This is a genomic window from Sphingobium sp. 15-1, assembly GCF_013375535.1.
GTDB lineage: Bacteria > Pseudomonadota > Alphaproteobacteria > Sphingomonadales > Sphingomonadaceae > Sphingobium > Sphingobium aromaticivastans.
This window is the reverse complement of record NZ_JABXJG010000002.1, coordinates 1,520,866-1,539,332: the sequence shown is the minus strand read 5'-3', so window position 1 is coordinate 1,539,332 and position 18,467 is coordinate 1,520,866. Positions and strand designations below refer to the sequence as shown.

General features: G+C 62.0%; 17 protein-coding genes. 7 read left to right on the top strand and 10 right to left on the bottom strand.

Translation table 11 applies throughout. The features are described from left to right. Positions 1–3: 3 nt before the first annotated feature. The 3 genes from HUK72_RS22955 to HUK72_RS22945 are packed head-to-tail and all read right to left on the bottom strand — an operon-like array spanning position 4 to position 4,478. Entirely contained in the window at positions 4–3,483 is a 3,480-nt protein-coding gene (locus HUK72_RS22955) for an indolepyruvate ferredoxin oxidoreductase family protein (RefSeq protein ID WP_176598817.1), read from the bottom strand. Continuing rightward, on the bottom strand, positions 3,476–4,183 hold the full coding sequence (locus HUK72_RS22950) for a glutathione S-transferase family protein (protein WP_176598816.1): 708 nt from the start codon (positions 4,181–4,183) through the stop codon (positions 3,476–3,478). Before HUK72_RS22950 ends, HUK72_RS22955 begins: the two co-directional genes overlap by 8 nt. Then, positions 4,170–4,478 carry a Rieske 2Fe-2S domain-containing protein gene (locus tag HUK72_RS22945; RefSeq protein WP_176598815.1) on the bottom strand — a complete coding sequence of 103 codons (309 nt, stop codon included), beginning with the start codon at positions 4,476–4,478 and terminating at the stop codon, positions 4,170–4,172. The genes HUK72_RS22950 and HUK72_RS22945 overlap by 14 nt, the downstream gene beginning before the upstream one ends. A gap of 179 nt (positions 4,479–4,657) precedes the next feature. On the opposite strand from HUK72_RS22945, the gene HUK72_RS22940 reads away from it, so the two are divergent. Next, entirely contained in the window at positions 4,658–5,713 is a 1,056-nt protein-coding gene (locus tag HUK72_RS22940; protein WP_218036212.1) for an AraC family transcriptional regulator, read from the top strand. A 15-nt stretch (positions 5,714–5,728) separates the two neighbouring features. Here HUK72_RS22940 and aldA read toward each other — a convergent pair whose 3' ends face one another. From aldA to HUK72_RS22925, 3 genes are all read right to left on the bottom strand, one after another. Continuing rightward, entirely contained in the window at positions 5,729–7,156 is a 1,428-nt protein-coding gene (gene aldA / locus HUK72_RS22935) for an aldehyde dehydrogenase (RefSeq protein WP_176598813.1), read from the bottom strand. Between the two features lie 17 nt (positions 7,157–7,173). Next, positions 7,174–8,391 carry an alpha-hydroxy acid oxidase gene (locus HUK72_RS22930; RefSeq protein WP_176598812.1) on the bottom strand — a complete coding sequence of 406 codons (1,218 nt, stop codon included), beginning with the start codon at positions 8,389–8,391 and terminating at the stop codon, positions 7,174–7,176. Positions 8,392–8,458: 67 nt separating this feature from the next. Further along, positions 8,459–9,703 (bottom strand): cytochrome P450, encoded by a 1,245-nt coding sequence (locus HUK72_RS22925; protein WP_176598811.1) that lies wholly within the window; start codon positions 9,701–9,703, stop codon positions 8,459–8,461. Between the two features lie 246 nt (positions 9,704–9,949). On the opposite strand from HUK72_RS22925, the gene HUK72_RS22920 reads away from it, so the two are divergent. From HUK72_RS22920 to HUK72_RS22900, 5 genes are read left to right on the top strand one after another with little or no spacing between them, the layout of a single operon-like run. Further along, positions 9,950–10,669, top strand: coding sequence for an ester cyclase (locus tag HUK72_RS22920; RefSeq protein WP_176598810.1), 720 nt, complete (start codon positions 9,950–9,952; stop codon positions 10,667–10,669). A 14-nt stretch (positions 10,670–10,683) separates the two neighbouring features. Further along, the gene (locus HUK72_RS22915; RefSeq protein ID WP_176598809.1) at positions 10,684–11,754 is read left to right on the top strand and encodes an aldo/keto reductase; all 1,071 of its coding nucleotides are present in this window, start codon (positions 10,684–10,686) and stop codon (positions 11,752–11,754) included. Between the two features lie 2 nt (positions 11,755–11,756). Continuing rightward, positions 11,757–12,116: an EthD domain-containing protein gene (locus HUK72_RS22910; protein ID WP_176598808.1), complete on the top strand. Its 360-nt coding sequence runs from the start codon at positions 11,757–11,759 to the stop codon at positions 12,114–12,116. A 19-nt stretch (positions 12,117–12,135) separates the two neighbouring features. After that, positions 12,136–13,335 carry an MFS transporter gene (locus HUK72_RS22905; RefSeq protein WP_176598807.1) on the top strand — a complete coding sequence of 400 codons (1,200 nt, stop codon included), beginning with the start codon at positions 12,136–12,138 and terminating at the stop codon, positions 13,333–13,335. Continuing rightward, positions 13,332–13,655, top strand: a complete 324-nt coding sequence (locus HUK72_RS22900; protein ID WP_176598806.1) for a multidrug efflux SMR transporter — start codon at positions 13,332–13,334, stop codon at positions 13,653–13,655. The genes HUK72_RS22905 and HUK72_RS22900 overlap by 4 nt, the downstream gene beginning before the upstream one ends. 4 nt (positions 13,656–13,659) lie before the next feature. Here HUK72_RS22900 and HUK72_RS22895 read toward each other — a convergent pair whose 3' ends face one another. The 4 genes from HUK72_RS22895 to HUK72_RS22880 are packed head-to-tail and all read right to left on the bottom strand — an operon-like array spanning position 13,660 to position 16,920. After that, entirely contained in the window at positions 13,660–13,977 is a 318-nt protein-coding gene (locus HUK72_RS22895; RefSeq protein WP_176598805.1) for a 2Fe-2S iron-sulfur cluster-binding protein, read from the bottom strand. Then, a complete protein-coding gene (locus HUK72_RS22890) occupies positions 13,974–14,903 on the bottom strand; it encodes an enoyl-CoA hydratase-related protein (protein WP_176598804.1) in 930 nt (309 codons plus the stop codon). The genes HUK72_RS22895 and HUK72_RS22890 overlap by 4 nt, the downstream gene beginning before the upstream one ends. Before the next feature lie 15 nt (positions 14,904–14,918). Then, complete coding sequence (locus HUK72_RS22885) at positions 14,919–16,124, bottom strand: acetyl-CoA C-acetyltransferase (RefSeq protein WP_176598803.1); 1,206 nt, start codon at positions 16,122–16,124, stop codon at positions 14,919–14,921. A gap of 13 nt (positions 16,125–16,137) precedes the next feature. After that, positions 16,138–16,920 (bottom strand): SDR family NAD(P)-dependent oxidoreductase, encoded by a 783-nt coding sequence (locus HUK72_RS22880; protein ID WP_176598802.1) that lies wholly within the window; start codon positions 16,918–16,920, stop codon positions 16,138–16,140. 220 nt (positions 16,921–17,140) lie between these two features. Here HUK72_RS22880 and HUK72_RS22875 point away from each other — a divergent pair, with 220 nt between their 5' ends. Then, complete coding sequence (locus HUK72_RS22875) at positions 17,141–18,085, top strand: NAD(P)-dependent oxidoreductase (protein ID WP_176598801.1); 945 nt, start codon at positions 17,141–17,143, stop codon at positions 18,083–18,085. The last annotated feature ends 382 nt before the right edge of the window (positions 18,086–18,467 follow it).

Here is an 18,467-nt window from a genome sequence, read left to right as displayed (position 1 = left end):
GGGTCAGCTGACCGCGACCTCCCGCTCAGGTGCCGCGACTGCACGGGTTTCTTCAAACTTGCGCAATATGGTCGGTTCGAGTGCTTTCACCTGTTCGACATTGGCGTGCTTGACATGTCCATAGCCGCGAATCTGCGCAGGCAACGAGGCCAGTTCTACAGCGGCGGCGTGGTTGGCGGGGGTCAGCCGGTCTGCGACCATGCGCATCTGCGCTTCATAATGGTCGATCAGCCCCCGCTCCATCCGACGCTCCTCGGTATAGCCGAAGATGTCGAAGGCGGTCCCACGTAGTCTCTTGAAGCGGGCGAGGACAGCGAAAGCCTTGCCCATCCATGGACCGAACTCGCGTTTGATCAGGTGCCCATTCGCATCGCGCTTGGAGAAGAGCGGCGGCGCGAGATTATAACGCAGCTTCGCGCCATTCTCGAACGTCTCCTTCAGCTGCTGCTGGAACGCTGGGTCCGCGTGCAGGCGAGCCACCTCATACTCGTCCTTGTAGCTCATCAGCTTGGCGAAGTTGCGAGCCACCATGACCGATAGAGTATCCTTGCCCGGCGCGGCCTGCTGTTCCGCATGTCTCACCAGGTCGACAAGGTCGCGATAGCGCTGGGCCCAGGCTGCATTCTGATAGCCAGTAAGCAGGCCAGTGCGGTGGGCGACAATATCGTCAAGTTTGGTCAGCGGCTGGAACTCGATCTCCTGCACATGACTCACCACGGCCTGTTCGATCCGCTGCGGGTCGACCGCCTGGAGGCGCCCGAGCGCGAAGGCTGCCTTGTTGAATGGGATCGCCACGCCGTTGATCTCGACCGCCCGCTCGATCGCTTGCGGAGAGACCGGCAACAGGCCAAGCTGGCTCGCATAGCCAAGCATGAACAGATTGGCGGCGATGGTATCTCCGAGCAATGCCAGGCCAAGGCCAGTGGCGTCGACGCTTTGCAACTGCGCGGACATTTTACCGAGGCGGCGAACCAGCAGCCCCTGATCCAGGGTCAGGTCTGGATTGCGCTGGAAGGCCGGCGTTGGCGTGACACGGGCGTTGACGACGGTCTTCGTCCGCTCGCCGTCCAGGGTGATCGCCGGTTCCTTGGAGAGAGCCGCGACGGCATCGAAGGCCAGCGCTAGATCCGCCTCGCCGATGCCCAGTTTCTGCGCACCCAGATCCTCATTATGCGCGGCGATGCGGACATGGCTATATACCGCGCCATTCTTCTGGCTAAGGCCGGTCATGTCGAACACCGATGTCGACTTGCCTTCCAGATGCGCCGCCATGGCGAGCAGCGCGCCGATGGTGACGACGCCGGTCCCGCCAATGCCCGACACCATGATGTTATAGGCGCCGTCCTCGAGGGAAACGAGAGCCGGAGACGGAAGAGCGATGTCGGTCTCACTCGCCAGCTGCGCCTTTTTGGGCTTGCGCGGCTCGGCGTCCAGCACCGTCACGAAACTCGGACAGAAGCCCTTCACGCAGCTATAATCCTTGTTGCAGTTCGACTGGTCGATTTGCCGCTTGCGCCCCAGTTCGGTTTCCTTGGGCCAGACGCTGACGCAATTGGACTGGACCGAGCAGTCGCCGCAACCCTCGCAAACAGCCGCATTGATGAACATGCGCTTGGCCGGATCGGGGAACTTGCCCCGCTTACGGCGACGGCGCTTTTCCGCGGCGCAAGTCTGTTCATAGACGATGACCGTGACGCCCGGCACGTTGCGCAATTCCTTCTGAACCGCGTCATAGCTGTCGCGATGATGGACCGTGACCCCGGCGCCAAGGCCGCTATGCGACCCATAAAGTTCAGGCCTGTCCGTCACGACGACGCAGCGTGTCGCTCCTTCGGCCAGCACCTGCCGGGTGATGTCACCGGGCGTCAGCGGTCCGTCCACCGGCTGACCTCCGGTCATGGCGACGGCATCGTTGAACAGGATCTTGAAGGTCATGTTGACCTTCGCCGCCACGGCGCCCCGCACCGCCAGCAGGCCGCTATGATAATAAGTGCCATCCCCCATATTCTGGAAGATGTGATTCATGTCGCTGAAATAAGCGAGGCTGTACCAATGCGCGCCCTCCCCGCCCATCTGCGTATTGGGCAGCATTTCCGGGCCGGAATACATCGCCATCGCATGGCAGCCGATGCCGCCCGCGGCGATCGATCCTTCAGGAAAGCGGGTGCCTGTATTGTGCGGACAGCCTGAGCAGAAATAGGGCGACCGCCCGGCATCGGCGGGCTTCAGCGCCGCAACCGTCGCCATTTGCCGCGACAGGCGTTCGGCGCGCTCCGCCAACGCTGCATCCTCGACGCCCAGACGCTGCAGCCGCTCGGCAATGACGATCGCCAGTTGCACCGGCTCCAGCTGTTCGTCCGCCGGAATCATGGCAACGCCATCTTCATCGGTCTTACCGACGATGCGCGGCATGTCCGGCCGGCCGTAGAGGATCGCCTTGGCCTGGTTCTCGACCAGCGGGTCCTTCTCCTCGATGAACAGCAACTCGCTCTGGCCGGCGGCGAACTCGACCAGCCCTTCGCGCTCCACCGGATACATGCAGCCCAGCTTGTAGAAGGACAGGCCGAGCGCCGCCGCGGCTTCCCGGTCCAGCTCCAGCATCTTGAGCGCCTGGCGCACATCCTGCACCGCCTTGCCGGTCGACACGATGCCCAGACGCCGCTGCGGCGCGTCGATCAGCGTCCGGTCGATGCCGTTGGCGCGCACGAACTTGCCGACCAGCGGCCAGCGATAGCGCTTGAGCACGATCTCCGACCCAATGCGGTCGAGATGGGTGGGGTAATTGTGGAAGCCATTGGCCGGGGCCGGACCGCGATCGGGACAGACGGGGCCATTGTCCCGCATCTCGATGTCAACCGTCATCGTCTGCTCCAGCGTCTCGTTGGTCAGCTTGAAGCCGGTATAGAGGCCTGTATAGCGCGACATGGCAAAGCCCAGCAGGCCCAGATCGATCACATCCTGCACGTCGGACGGCGCCAGGATCGGCATGCCCGCATGCATCAGCGCCATCTCGCTCTGATGCGCGACGGTCGACGATTTGCCCGAATGATCGTCCCCGGCAACGATCAGCACGCCGCCATGGGGATGGGTGCCCGCGATATTGCCATGCTTGAAGGGATCTCCCGAACGATCCACCCCCGGCCCCTTGCCGTACCAGATCGCGAACACGCCGTCGCGATGGGCGCCCGGCGTGGTCGCCAGCATCTGCGTGCCCCAGACCGCCGTCGCCGCCAGATCCTCGTTCACGCCGGGCTGGAACAATATGTCGTGGCTCTTGAGCAGATCCTTGGCCCGCCACAGTTCCAGGTCATAGGTGCCAAGCGGCGATCCGCGATAGCCCGAGATGAAGCCCGCCGTATTGAGCCCCGCCCGCGCATCGATCTCCTTCTGGAGCAGCGGCACGCGGATCAGCGCATGGGTGCCGCTCATGATCACCCGGCCTTCTTCGACCGTATATTTATCGTCCAGTTTCACGTCACGCATGATGGGTCTCTTTCAGCTCCGGCTCATGCCAGGCGGCCGCCTTGTCGCGGAGATAGGCAGCAAAGGCGGTGTCAAAATCGGTGAGAACCGTCCGGCTACTCGGCCGGTCGGCGATCAGGTTGAACCAGTTGCGCAGGCCGTCGACCTGATCCAGCAGGGACATGTCCCAGGTGAAACGCGCCACCCGCTCCCCAATGTCGAAGGTGTAGAAGGCGAAGAGGTCCGCCGTCGTCAGCTCTTCGCCCATAAGAAAGGGCTTCAATTCCACCAGATGGCTGAGTGCGCGCATTGCTCGGTCAAGGGTTTGGCGCGCCGCTTCGGTGGTGCCGGGCGCATTGCAGCCACCCATGAACACACCGGGAAATAGCGAACGCAGCGGCGTCTCGACATAGAGCTGCACGATGTTCGTGACCTGCCGCGCCTTCGCCCGCCCGAACGGCTCGTCCGGCAAAAGGGGAATGCCGCCTGTCGCCTCCTCCAGATAGTCGAGGATCGCCACCGTCTCCGCGATGCAACCTTGCCCTGTCTCCAGATAGGGGATCTTGCCCATCGCGCTGCGGGCGAGAAATGCGTCATCCTGCCTCGCCCGCTCCACGACGATCTCGAACGGCACATCCTTCTCGATCAGCGCAGCGCGCACCGTATTGAAATAATTACTCACGGCATAGCCGTGCAGCCGCAAGGCATCAGGCCGGGACATTGACCGAGACCAATATATCGTCGCCATCCCGCGTGACGGCATAGGTCGTCAAGAGCAGGTCAGGATCCTCTTCACAGCTGCCTGAGGGAAGATTGAAGGTCCAGCCATGCCAGGGACAGATCAACTGACCGTTGCAGATTTCGCCCTGATGCAATGGTCCCTGCGCATGCGGGCAGCGCGCCGCCGTGGCAACCGGCTCCCCGTCGACGAGAAATACCAACAGCTTGGTTTCGTCGACAGAGGCCCGGATCGGCTGACCGACCTCCAGATCTGCCATGGTTCCTACCTTGTGCATCCTGCCCGCTCTCCTTGCGCCATTTAGGCCCTTATTCCGGCCTAACCTGATGCCCGACGTTGGGGCATGGCGGACAGCGCCATGTCACAGCAAAACGTGACAGGACGCCCATTTTTGCCACAAATTCGTTGACGCACCGGGGGGAAAGCGCGACGCTACGAGCAGCAAAAAGGGACAATATGTCCCTGTCGCTTCAGGAGAGTGACGTGACTGGAATGGGCGTTTCGCGGTCGGCATCAACCGGCTGGGTGCTGGCGATCATCCGCGCCATGCGAACCGAAGGCGTGGACACCGACGCCGTTCTGTCTGAGATCGGAATGGACCCGGCGCTTCTGGAAGGCGGCTTCAGCCGCTATTTCCAAGCCGATGTAGGGAAATTGTGGCGCCGCGCAGTCGAACTCACGGGTGATCCCGATTTCGGCTTCAAGGTCGCGGCCGAAGTGCGTCCGGCGACCTTTCATGTGGTCGGCTATTCGATGAGCTGCTCCTCGACCCTGTCAAAGGCCTTACATCGCTTTGCCTATTATTGCCGATTGATATCGGATTCGGCCGCCGCGACCCTGACGGAAACGCAGGATCAGGCCATGCTGGAGTTCCACTTCGATACTGGCGGCGCGCCTCCGATCTATCAGACCGTGGATACCGTGGTCGCCAGCGTCCTGTCCTATCTTCGCTGGATCATCAACGAACGGCTGGTGCCGGTCGAGGTCCGCTTTGCCCATGAAGTGCCGCAACAGACGGCCAATTTCTCTAAATTTTTCGGCTGTCCGGTGCGGTTCGAGGACGCGCAGAACTGCATCATCTTTCGCAAGCGGGATCTGGAACGCCGCATCCTATCGTCGGATGAGGAACTGGCTTCCCTGCTTGACGGGGCGGCCAATCGCCATCTGGAACAGCGCATGGCTGGGCGCTTCGCGACCCGGGTCCGGGACCTGATGATGGCGCAGTTGCCCGATGAAGTACCGTCCAAAGTCGAGACTGCCAGGCGCCTCGGCATGACGGAAAGGACTTTGCTGCGACGGCTGAAAAATGAAGGCACGACCTTCGCAGATGTACTTCAGAAGTTGCGCGAAGAGCTGGCATTCCAATATCTTCAGCGCGGCATGTGTCTGAGCGAAGTCGCCTATCAACTGGGTTTTTCCGACAACGGAACTTTCTCTCGCGCCTTCAAACAGTGGACGGGGCGCCGCCCGAGCACCATCTTCAGCGAAGAGCCGGGAGAGAAGGCGGCCTAAGCCGCCTCCGATCGATCAGGTCTGGATATAGGCGACCTGCGTGTGCGTATATTCGTAAAGCCCATGCTTGCCGTCCGTGCCACCTATACCGGACTTGCGCACCCCGGCATGAAAGCCCTGGATCGCCTCGAAATGCTCCCGGTTGACATAGGTTTCACCGAAACGAAGGTCGGAAATCGCCTTCATCGCTGACGACAGGCTGCGGGTGAAGATGGAGGAAGACAGGCCATAGTCGCTGGCATTGGCCAGCGCGATACCCTGGTCGAGATCGTCGATCTCGTTCACCACGATGACGGGTCCGAAAATCTCCCGGTGCATGATGTCCATATCCGGCGTGGTCCCGGCGAGCACAGTCGGCCGGTAATGACAGCCCGCCCCCTCCAGCACAGCGCCACCTGCCAGGACTTCCGCGCCGAGCGAGCGCGCATTGTCGACGAGCGCCTCGATCCGCTGTACCGCTGCCCGATTGATGACCGGCCCCATCGCCACTTGCGCCCCGCCCAGAGGATCGCCCTGGCTGATCCCGCCGACCGACGCGGCCAGCTTGTCCCGGAATTGTTGCGCAACACCCTTCTGAACATAGACCCGCTCGGCGCAGTTGCACGCTTGCCCTGTATTGATCGTCTTGGACATGGTGAGCGTCTGGACGGCCAGATCCACATCCGCGTCATCAAGAACAATCACCGGTGCCTTGCCGCCCAGTTCCAGGTTGACCTTGGTCACATTTCGGGCGGCGCTGGCCATGATCGCAGAACCGGCAGCCGAACTGCCGGTGAAGCTGATCATCTGTACGGTGGGATGCGACACCAGCGCCGCCCCGGTCGTTTCACCCCGCCCGCAGATAAGATTGAATACGCCCACCGGCAGGTCCGTCTCGGCGACTAGCCTCGCGAAAGCCGCCGCGCCGAATGGCGTTTCTTCAGACGGCTTCACGACAATCGTATTGCCGGTGACGAGCGCGGGCGCCACCTTCCGCGCGACCATGAAGAAGGGGAAGTTCCAGGGCAATATGCCCGCCACCACGCCCATCGGCCGCCGGAACAGCAGCATGGTCTCGCCTGGCCGGTCGCTTGAGATGACCTCGCCCTCGATCCGCCGACCCCATTCGGCCATATAGTCGAGATATTCGGCCGTCAGCGCGACTTCCATCTCCGCAAGCGGCAGTATCTTGCCCTGCTCGAGCGCGGTGATCCTGGCCAGTTCGGGCAGCTTTTCCCTGATCTTCGTCGCGATCGCCCGCAGAGCCAATCCGCGCGTATGCGCCGGCAGGCGCGCCCAGTCGGCCTGCGCCGCTTCAGCAGCGCGCAGCGCGGCATCCACCACGCCCCTGTCGGCATCAGGCGCCCGCCCGATCACATCTCCCGTAGCGGGATTGAGGACATCGATCACGCCGTTCGCCGACGTGAATTCGCCGCCAATATAATTTTCGAAGCTCAGATTCATGGTCCGTCCCGCCGTCATCAAAGGATATTGCGCAAAGGGGTCGCCGAACGAGCCGACTCCTGCGTGCGAAGGAAGTCCGGCACTTCGCTCGCGAGCCGGATATGGTTGCGGCCAAGTTCGCTGAGACTGCCGCAACCGAGCAACGCCAAAGTCCGTTCCGTCTCCGCTCGCAGCAATTCAAGCACCCGCCCTACACCGGGAGCACCGAAGGCGCTGAGGCCGTAGAGATAAGGCCGCCCCGCCATGCACGCCGTCGCCCCCATCGCCAGAGCCTTGACGATATGACTGCCCCGCCGGATGCCGCCATCCAGGATCACCTCCAACCGGTCGCCGACCGCATCGACTATGTCCGCCAGCAGATCGATCGTGGGCGGCACGCCATCAAGCTGACGACCGCCATGATTGGACAGGATGACGGCCGTTGCTCCGGCCGCTGCCGCCATGCGCGCGTCGCGCACGGACTGGATGCCCTTGATGGCGAACGGGCCACCCCAATATTGCGCGACACGCTCTACCGCAGCCCAGGTGATGTTCCGTTCCATGCGCGCTGCGAAATAGGTTGCAAGGGTCGAAAGATCGCCGCTTTCCGCGTTCGCCGGACCGACGTTGGGCAAGCTGAAAGCAGGACTCGTCAGATAATTGACGCACCAGCGAGGACGCAATGCGAAGGACAGAATACTGGCTGCTGTCAGGCGGGGCGGCACGGTCAAGCCCGTGCGCAAATCCCTTTCCCGATTGCCTGCAACGATCGTGTCCACCGTCAGGCAAAGCGCGTCGAATCCCGCTGCCTTGCAGCGGTCGATCATCGCGAAATTCAGCTGCTCGTCATTCAACAGATAAAGCTGGAATATCTTGGGGCCCGCGCTGCTTCTGCCCACATCCTCAATGCTGGAGGTCGCCATGGTCGACAGCGCATAGCCGACGCCGCTCCGCTCAGCCTCGCGCGCCACGCCCAACTCGCCATCACGATGGAACATGCGGGTCATGCCGGTGGGCGCAAGCAAAAGGGGCCAGGCAAGGTCGCGCCCCAACACCCTTCGCCCCATATCGACCGAACGTATGTCCTTCAGATAGTCAGGCGCCAGATTATACCGGTCAAATCCTTCAACATTGGCCAGCATGGTGCGCTCATCATCGGCGCCCCCGGCGATATAATGATAGAGCGGCGCAGGCAGGCGTTTGCGCGCCAGCCGCTCGAAATCGGCGATATTATGGCAATTGCCGGTTCGAGCCATGCCCGTCAGGCCTCCCTAACAGACGCCCTTCGGGCGCCCTTTTCTTGTCATCGCAGCGCTAAGAAAGTCACCGCACCCTGTAGCGCACCGGAAGGACATGCGGTCCGCGTGCGAAATAGGAATCTAGCCAATGAACCTCATCCGAAACCGGCTCGATCAGGGAGAAGCGCGAGAAGATGACTTCCAGCGCCGACTTGGCTTCCATCCGGCTGAGATAGTTGCCGAGGCAAAAATGAGGCCCCTGCCCGAAGGACATGAGCGGCACCTCGATCTTGCGGTCTATATCGAACACTTCAGGATTGTCGAACTTGCTCTCGTCCCGGTTGGCCGAAGCAAGGATAGGCATGATCGCCGACCCGGCTGGGATTTTCACGCCGGCGATTTCCGTATCGATCGTCGTGTGACGGAAGATGATCTGGACCGGCGGATTGTACCGCAGCACTTCTTCCAGCACGGCCGGTATCAGGCTGTGATCCGCCAGCACACGATCGAACACATCGCGATGCCGGTTCAGTTCGATCAGCGTGGTGCCAAGCAGGTTGGTCGTCGTCTCGACGCCTCCGATCAGCAGCAATATCGCCATGGAGAGGACTTGGTTGCGCGTCAGCTTCTGCCCGTCAACCTCGGTGGTGATGAAGGTGGAGATCAGGTCATCGCCCAGATTCTTCACCCGCTCGTCATACAGATCCTCGAAAAAGTCCCGCATCTTTTTGGTGCTGGCTGCGATATGAGCGAGCTTTTCAGGTCCATAGGCAGCCCGGTTGGCCGCTGACAGCACATCATCGACCCAGACCTTGAACTCCGCGCGGCGCTCGGTTGGCACACCCAGAACCTCGGCCACGACCGTCACCGGGTAAAGGGCGGTAAATTCCCAGGCGAAATCGAACTCCCCTTCCGGCCCGTGCTTAGCGATGATGTCGTCCACCAGCAGGTTGGCAATCTCATAGGTACGATCGCGAAGACCATTCACCTTGGAGGGCACGAACGCCTTGTTGGCGATCCTGCGAAGCTGCATGTGGCCGGGCGGGTCCATGGAGATCATCGGCGCTTCCTCAGGCACCGGATCATATTCGCCCAGCAGCGCCGGCCAGAACTGGCCAGAACTGAACGTTCGTCCATCCTTCAGCAACGCGTCGATGTCATCATAGCGCGCCACGCCATAGGCCTGGAGGCCAGGCAGCCATTTCACCGGCTCATTGCGGCGAAGTTCGACATAATAGGGATAAGGCTCATGCTTCACATCCGGGTTCAGCGGATCATAATCCAGTTTTCCGCTTGCGCCGCCGGCATTGGCTTCCATGATCGCCGTCATCGTCATCCAACTCCACATTATCGCGCCAGCCGTTGGGACAGCGCTGTTGTTGGGGCGAGACTGCGCTATTCCGGGCCGGGATCGAAGGGCGGTTCGTGCCAGTCAAAGGCAGGATGTGCCAGATATGCCCTTGCTGTCACGTTTCGCCCTCAACTGACCCAATCGGCTGTAGATTCCTTACGGTTCAACCGACACACTCCGATCCAGACAGGCAATAACGACCGGTAGCAGGAGAGGCCCAGAGCCATGCATATTTTGTACGCCCCCTTGGTGAATGACGCCCATCTGTCGCCCGAGCAGCAGGACGTGCTGCAACGGCTGCGGAGCGGCACATCGATCACGGCCGACGCCCCGATCGCTCAGGGCGGCGGCGCGCGCGAGCATAAGAGCTTCGAGGCCGCCCAGGATTGGGTCACAGCCTTTTTCGACAAGGGCGCCGAAGAGGTGCTGGGCTATTATGCCGATGATTTCGTCTGGGAAGATATCGAGTTCATGCAGACGATCACCACGAAGGAAGATCTCTACAAGGCCTTCGTCGTTTTCAACAACAGCGGTCCGGAAAGCCCGTTCGGCGTGCACAAGTTCGAGGTTCTGACCTATGATGGCGGCCCGGCCGGCCGCTCACGCGGCGTGCGCCGCACCGAGGGCCCACCGCCCGAATGGCAGGGCGGGCTTGAGGGCGACTATGCCCGCTTTGCCAACAATATCTATCTTGGCGCAGACCTCGACTATGACGAGTGGGGCTATATGCAATGGGTGTGGAAGGCGACGCATAACAGCGACTTTTTCGGCATCCCCGCCGCCGGCAAGACCACGGTGACGCGCGGTACAACCACCCAGATGTACAAGAACGGCAAGATCGTCCGCTGCCGCACCCACTGGAATTTCCGTGAATTCGCCATGCAGCTCGGCATCATTCCGCCGCCGGATGAAGCATGGCGCAACAATCCGGGCCTCAACGCCTGATTGGACAGGACGCTATGCGCTATTCCCTGCTAGGCCGCAGCGGGCTTCGTGTTTCGAAGCTCGCTTTGGGCACCATGACCTTCGGAACAGCGGCCGACTGGTCGCGTCCCGAAGAGGAATGCCGCCCCGTCTTCGACGCCTATGTCGAGGCGGGTGGCAATTTCATAGACACCGCGAACATGTATACCGGCGGGGAGAGCGAGAAGATGATCGGACGTTTCATCGCGTCCGATCGCGACCGCTTCGTCGTTGCGACCAAATATGCCAATGCCGTCCCCGGCCGAAGCGATCCCAATGAAGCGGGGGTCCATCGCAAAAGCCTCGTCCGGTCGCTGGACGCCAGCCTGAAACGGCTCGGAACCGACTATATCGATCTCTATTTCGTTCACTGGTGGGACTTCACCACGCCGGTGGAGGAGGTGCAGAGGGCACTGACCGACGCCATCGCGGCAGGCAAGATTCTTCACATCGGTCTTTCCGACGTACCCGCATGGGTCGTGTCGCGCGCGCAAACGTTCCACGACCTGCGCGGCCTCGCGCCGATCAGTTGCATGCAGCTCGAATATAGCCTGGTGCAGCGCTCGATCGAACGCGAGCATATACCGCTCGCGCAGGCGCATGACATCGGCATCACCGCCTGGTCGCCGCTGGCGGGCGGCATATTGAGCGGCAAATATACCCGCCCCGGCACGGCCGATGACGGATCGTCTAAGCGCATGGACTCCATGCAGTTGCAACAGCTCAATGCCCGCAACTGCACAATCGCAGTGGCGGTCGAGGAGGTTGCCAACGAACTGGGGGTCAAGACATCGCAGGTCGCCCTTGCCTGGATCATCGCACGCGATGTGATCCCCGTCGCCGGTGCGACCCGGGTGGAGCAGATGAAGGAAAATCTGGCCGCGGTGACGCTGGAACTGCCCGAAACGGCGATAGCACGCCTGAACGCCGCCAGCGCCTTCGACGCCGGCCATCCCTATTCGATGCTGAACTGGGACATGCCGATGGCACTCGGCTATGCGGGCATGTTCGACCAGATTGATATTCCGCGCTTCCCTCCCCATGATTTCGGGCCGCAGGAGCATTGAGCATGGCGACGACGCTAATCGTCTTTATCAAGCGCCGCCCGGGCATGGTGCCGGAAGCCTTCTCCCGCTACTGGCGCGAGGTCCACGCCCCTCTGCTGCTGGCCTGCACCGATTTCAGCCGCCACATTCTGCGCTACGAGCAATTTCACGGCACGGCGCAGACCGCGGCTCTGGGTGCCATGTTCGGCGCTTCCGGTGATTTTGACGGCGTCGCGGCCATCACCTTTGCCAATGCCGAAGCGCTCGAAGAAGCCTTTGCCGAGCCGCGTTACCTGGCGGACGTCCGGCCGGACGAGCCCCATTTCGTCGATCTTCACAATTGCCTTTCCTTCATTGCCAGCCCAGAACTAATCAAAGGGTAGACGTCCGGAGGGGACCGCATTGACGCAGACACTGGCGTATAGACAGGCTCACGCGCCGCGCTCTCCGCTCGTGGCCTTCCTCTGCTTCCTCATCGCTATATTGGAAGGGTTCGATCTGCAGGTCGCAGGCATCGCCGCGCCCAATCTGAAGCTCCAGTTCGCCCTCGATCCCGCAACATTGGGATGGTTCTTCAGCGCGAGCACCATCGGTCTGCTCATCGGCGCGCTTGTGGGAGGCCATTTGTCGGACCGGATCGGCCGGGAGCGGGTTCTGCTTTGGTCCGTCGCAGGCTTTGGCGCGGCATCGATCATCACCGGCCTTTCGCAAAGCCCGGCAATGCTGATCGGCGCTCGTATCGCCACCGGCCTGGGCCTGGGCGGCGCACTGCCCAATCTGCTCGCCTTCACCTCGGAACATGCGGCACCGGGCCGGGAACGGCGGGCCGTCGCCCTGCTCTATTGCGGCGTTCCTGTTGGCGGCGCTTCGGTCAGCCTGATCGGCGCGGCGCTGGGCACGGACTGGCGCACACCCTTCGTGATCGGCGGCCTGTTGCCGCTGTTGCTGGCTGCCCTGCTATGGCGTGTCATGCCTCCCGGCCAGGCGCCGGCACAGGCTCGCGAAGAGCCGCAGGGCATCGCGGAGGCGCTTTTCGGCCAGGGCCGGCTGATTGCTTCGTTGCTGATCTGGACCAGCTTTTTCGCCACGCTCATCATCCTCTATCTGGTGCTCAACTGGCTGCCGACCTTGCTGACCGGGCTTGGCCTCAGCCGCCAGACATCCTTCCTCGCGCAGCTTGCCTTCAACTGCGGCGGGCTTGTGCTGTGCGCCGTCACTGCTCCCCTGCTGGACCTGCGTCGGGGGTGGCTCGTTGCGCTGGCGGCCTTCACGGCCATCCCAATCCTGCTCTTGCGCGCCTCGGCTATCGAGGATGCAGGTGCCGCGATCCTGTTCGCGTTCCTGCTGGGGGGAGCAGTGCTTGTTACCCAATCCTATCTTTATGCGCTCGCGCCCCGCCTCTATCCCGCGTCGTCGCGCGGCGTCGGCGTCGGCGCAGCGGTTGCCGCCGGTCGCATCGGCTCGATTGCAGGGCCCTTGCTTGGTGCCCTGCTCGTAGCCTCCGGCGGGGGAATGGGCGCGGTGCTGCGCGGCATCATTCCGGTCGCGCTGGTGGCGGGCGCCGCCGCGATCATCCTTTCCTTGCGGCAGCTTCGATCATGACCGGCTGGACCTGGCTCAGCCTTGCCATCATCGCGAAGGTCATCGCCACCTCCGCCCTCAATGCGAGCGCGGGCTTCAGCCGCGCTGCCCCGGCGGCCGTCGCGATCCCGGGCTATGTGGTCGCCTTCATCTGCCTGTCGATGGCCTTGCGGACGGTGCCGCTGGGCCTTGCTTATGCAATCTGGTCCGGGGCCGGGATCGCGCTGCTGGCGCTGATAGGCTGGCTGGCCTTTCGCCAGTCGCTCACGACCCCGCAAATTGCCGGACTGGCCCTCATTCTATCAGGCATTGCGCTGATGCGGCTGCCTATCGTGCGCTAAACCCTCAGTCCTCCGGCGCGATGGTGATGTCGAGCCGTTCGACCGCATCGCCGATCACCAGCTGGCAGGCCAACCGCGATCGCGCGGTGCGGTGGTCGCTGCTGTCGAGCAGATCATTCTCATCATCGTTCATCGCCTCGAACTGCCCGGCATGATCGGGCAAGACATAAACGTGGCAGGTCGCGCAGGAACAGCATCCCCCGCACAGTGCCAGCAGCTCGTCCAGCCCCGCGTCCCGGATGCTCTCCATCAGGTTCATGCCGGGGACGATGGCAATTTCATGCACCTCGCCCCGGCGTGACGTGATCCTGATCCCGCTCATGCCGCGGGCGCCTTGGTTTTGCGGTTGAGAAAAGCCGAGACACGTTCAGCCGCCACCGGTGTGCGCAATGTATTGAGGAAATAGCGGCTTTCGATCCTCAGCCCGGCGTCGATCGGCACCTGCGATCCTTCATAGACCGCCTTCAGGATATTCCCGTCCGCATCATTCGTCCGTTCACCCCCGCGCCTCGCGGCGATTGCCGGGCCGAAAAGCGCATAGCCCGCCAGCATATGAGGACCACCTCCAGGAAGGCGGAAGCCCTTCTCGTCCCATGGCGCGCTGCTTCGGCCGCCTGCGGCGATCCACTGGTGCGCACGGTCGAACGCCTGCTCGCGGCTGGCAGTCTCATCGATCACGCCCAGAGCCACCGCATCCTCAATGCTCATCGCTTTGCCTTCGAGCAGATAGGGCAATGACGGCATCAGACCAGCCAGCCGCAGGAGCCGTTGCGTGCCGCCTGCTCCCGGCATTAGGCCCAGCGTCGCTTCCGGCAGGCCAAGGCGCAGCCCCTCCTCCTCTATCGCGATCCGATAGTGGCAACCCAGCGCCAGTTCCAGCCCGCCGCCCAGCGCCACGCCGGCAATCACGACGACCAGGGGCTTGCCCACCCTTTCCAGGTCGCGAATGCGCCCGCTGAAATGGCCCGCCTCGAATAAGGCCGCCTGCAACTCCTCCTGTGTGCCCGCCGCACGCCACCGCTCGATATCGGCCTGGAGTTCATGGAGGTCTGCACCCGCGCAAAATCCGCTCGGCTTGCCCGAACAGAGGATGGCGCCAATGATCCGCTCATCCTGCCGGATGATTTCCGCCAGTTCGCCCAGATCATGCTGGACAGCATGGCTGATGGTGTTCATCGACCGACCCGGCATGTCGAAGGTGACGATGGCAACGCCGTCCGCGCCGACGTCCAATGTGAAATTTTCCATGTTTCGTCCCTCCCGTCAGACGCGCTCGATGACCGTGGCGGTGCCCATGCCTGCGCCGACGCAGAGATTGATGAGCGCCGTCGCCTTGCCCGATCGCTCCAGTTCATCGACCATCGTCCCCAGGATCATGCCCCCAGTCGCGCCCAGCGGATGACCCATGGCGATCGCGCCGCCATTGACGTTGATCTTCGCTGGATCGATGTCGAGCGCCTGGATGTAGCGCAGCACCACCGCCGCGAAGGCTTCGTTAAGCTCGAACAGGTCGATGTCGCCGCGCTCCATGCCGAGCCGGTCGAGCAGCCTGCGCGTGACGAACTCGGGGCCGGTGAGCATGATCGTCGGGTCCGACCCGATCGACGCAGTGCCCAGGATGCGCGCCCGAGGTTTGAGTCCGGCGGCCTCGCCCGCTCCCTTGGACCCGATCAGCACGGCCGACGCGCCATCGACGATACCGGAAGAATTGCCGCCATGATGGACATGGTTGATCGGCCCCATTTCGGGATAGCGCGCCTGCGCCACCGCGTCGTAGCCCGACTCGCCCATCTTAATGAAGGCGGGCTTCAGCGAGCCCAGCGACTGAAGATCGGATTGCGGCCGCATATGTTCGTCATGGTCGAGGATGACGATTCCCGCTTGGTCCAGCACCGGCACGATCGATCGCGCGAACCGCCCCTCCTGCCAAGACAGCGCAGCGCGCCGCTGGCTTTCGACGGCATAGGCGTCAACATCCTCACGGCCGAAGCCATGGATGGTCGCGATCATGTCTGCGCCAATCCCCTGCGGCGCGTAATAATGATCGAAGGCGAAGGTCGGGTCGACCATCATCGCGCCGCCATCGGCCGCCAGCGCGACGCGAGACATGGATTCCACGCCCCCCGCAATGGCAAAGCGCGCTTCACCCAGCGCAACCTTGGCCGCCGCCATATTGCATGCCTCCAGACCCGAGGCGCAGAAGCGGTTGACCTGCACACCCGGCACGCGCTGGTCATAACCCGCGACCAGTGAGGCGATGCGGGCGATGTCGCTGCCCTGCTCACCCACCGGCATGACGCAACCCAGGATGACATCGTCCACCAGCGCGGTGTCGAGGCCATTGCGATCCCGGACCGCCTGCAACATCTGCGCCGCCAGCGAAAGTGCGGTGATCTCATGCAGCGCGCCGTCCGGCCGCCCCTTGCCGCGCGGGGTGCGCACGGCATCGTAAATATAGACCTCAACCATGATGATCCCCTGTTCAGCGCGGCGCGAGCCGGATCGCGCCGTCGAGGCGGACGGACTCACCGTTCAGATAGCTGTTGCCGATCATGTGCAGCGCCAGCGCGGCATATTCCTCCGGCGCGCCAAGACGTTTGGGGAAGGGCACCGAAGCGCCCAGCGCAACCTGCACATTTTCAGGAAGGCCCCGCATCATCGGGGTCAGGAACAGACCCGGCAGAATGGTGTTGATGCGGATACCCTCACCCATCAGGTCGCGGGCAATTGGCAGCGTCATGCCAAGGACGCCCGCCTTGGATGCTGAATAGGCCGCCTGCCCCATCTGCCCGTCCTGCGCCGCGACGCTGGCCGTACAGACGATGGCGCCTCGCTCGCCATCGGCCAGCGGCTCAAGATCCAACATCCCCTGCGCGGAAGCAGCGATGCAGCGAAAGGTGCCGAGCAGATTGATCTGCACAACCCGCTCGAAATCCTTCATCGGAAATCGGGCGGTGCCGCCGCCTCCCTTGCTCCTTGACGCGGTCTTTATCCCGTTGGCTATGCCGGCGCAGTTGACGAGGATGCGTTCCTGCCCATGCGCATGGCGCGCCTTTGCAAAAGCCGCGTCGACCTGCTCGTCGGAGGTCACGTCGACCTGGCAGAATATGCCACCAATCTCCTGCGCAACCGCTATGCCTGTTGCCTCGTTCATGTCGAATATCGCTACTCGCGCGCCCGCCTGCGCAAGTGCTCGCGCGCTTGCTTCGCCCAGGCCCGAGGCACCGCCTGTCACCACAGCGGCAACATTTCCGTCTATTCGCATCCTCACCCACTCCAAAAGTAACGCTGCATTTCCTCCGTGTCTGTCACTGGCAGCGCCGGCGGCAAACGGCGCGATGTGACAAGTGATGACCTTTCAGGACAATTTCTGCGCGCCACATATTTTTGGCGTGATGCGCCAATGAGTGTCGCGTCGTGCCATGGTGAGAAAACGCGGAACGACCGATTGTTGCCGCATCCTGACAATCAGTTGGCGAGGATAAATGCATATACTCATCACCGGGCCGGCGGGCTCCAAAGCATTTTTGGAGCAGCTCGCCCGCGCGATTGATAGTCAGGCGGCGCAGATCGTCTGCCGTTATGATCTAGAGCGACCATCCGACTATGAGAACTGGCAAGAGGTGGAGATACTTGTCGCCTTCGCCAGGCCTTGCGATCACGAAGACATGCAGCGCGCTCCACATTTGCGCGCGATCGTTCTGCCCTCTCTCGGATTCGAAGGCATCGATGTCGATGCCGCTACCCGAAGAGGTATTGCTGTGGCAAACGGACATGTCGCTGAAAATTTCGAAACGGTTGCGGAGGCAGCGATTCTGTTCATCCTGATGTCGCTGTACGACATCGAGGCGACACAGGTGCGCCTTAAACGCGATCTCGTGCGCGTAGGCCCCCCCAGAGCTCGTATGCTCAAGGGTAAGACCATCGGCATATTGGGATTCGGCAACATAGCCCGTGCTGTCGTGAAACGACTTGAAGGCTGGGATGTCGACATGTTGATACACACTCGCCGCCATGTTGGAGTCGCCGTAGCGGAACAATGCGATCTGGAGACATTGCTTGAACGAAGCGACGTCGTCGTCCCTCTCCCGCCCCTCACCGCCGAAACTCATGGCATTTTGTCCAAAGAAAGACTGCTTTCGATGAAGGAGGGCGCCATTCTTGTAAATCTTTCGCGAGGCGCAATCATCGACGAGGGCGCATTGTGTGATCCGGAGGTCGTGGCGCGCCTGGGAGGGATAGCGCTGGATGTGTTCGAAAACGAACCATTACCGAGTGACAGCCCTCTCCGAGGGCACCCAAGGGCCATCCTGACCAACCACGAAGTGGCTCATACCAGCGAGAATCTGAGCGCTCTGTTCGCCACCGCTGTGACCAATGTCCAGGCCGCCATGAAAGGCTCGATAATGCCAACAATTCTCAATCGATAGATGCACTGACGCCCTTTGAATGTAGCCGCAACCTTCTCTTCACGGCAGTAACCATATCTTGGAAAAGCGGATCGGGAATGAATTGTAGCCGCCGATGAAATTGCCATCGACCAGTCGCGGGTTTCCCGTAAGCTCCATGAACTTGAGATGGGGAAACAATTCCTCAAAGAGAACGCACTTTTTAAGTTTGACCAGAATTTGGCCTAGGAACATACCAATGGGCGCACTGTGCTTTTCAAAAAGTCGCTTACATATCCTGAACAATGCTATCTGTCTCGAGTTGGCAAATAGTCTGAACCTGCCAGAGCCATCCCGCCGTGAGCGGTCAATCCGCCGTTCGCTTCAAGTTAGGAATGCTCGAAGGAATCGAACCGGTGTCACG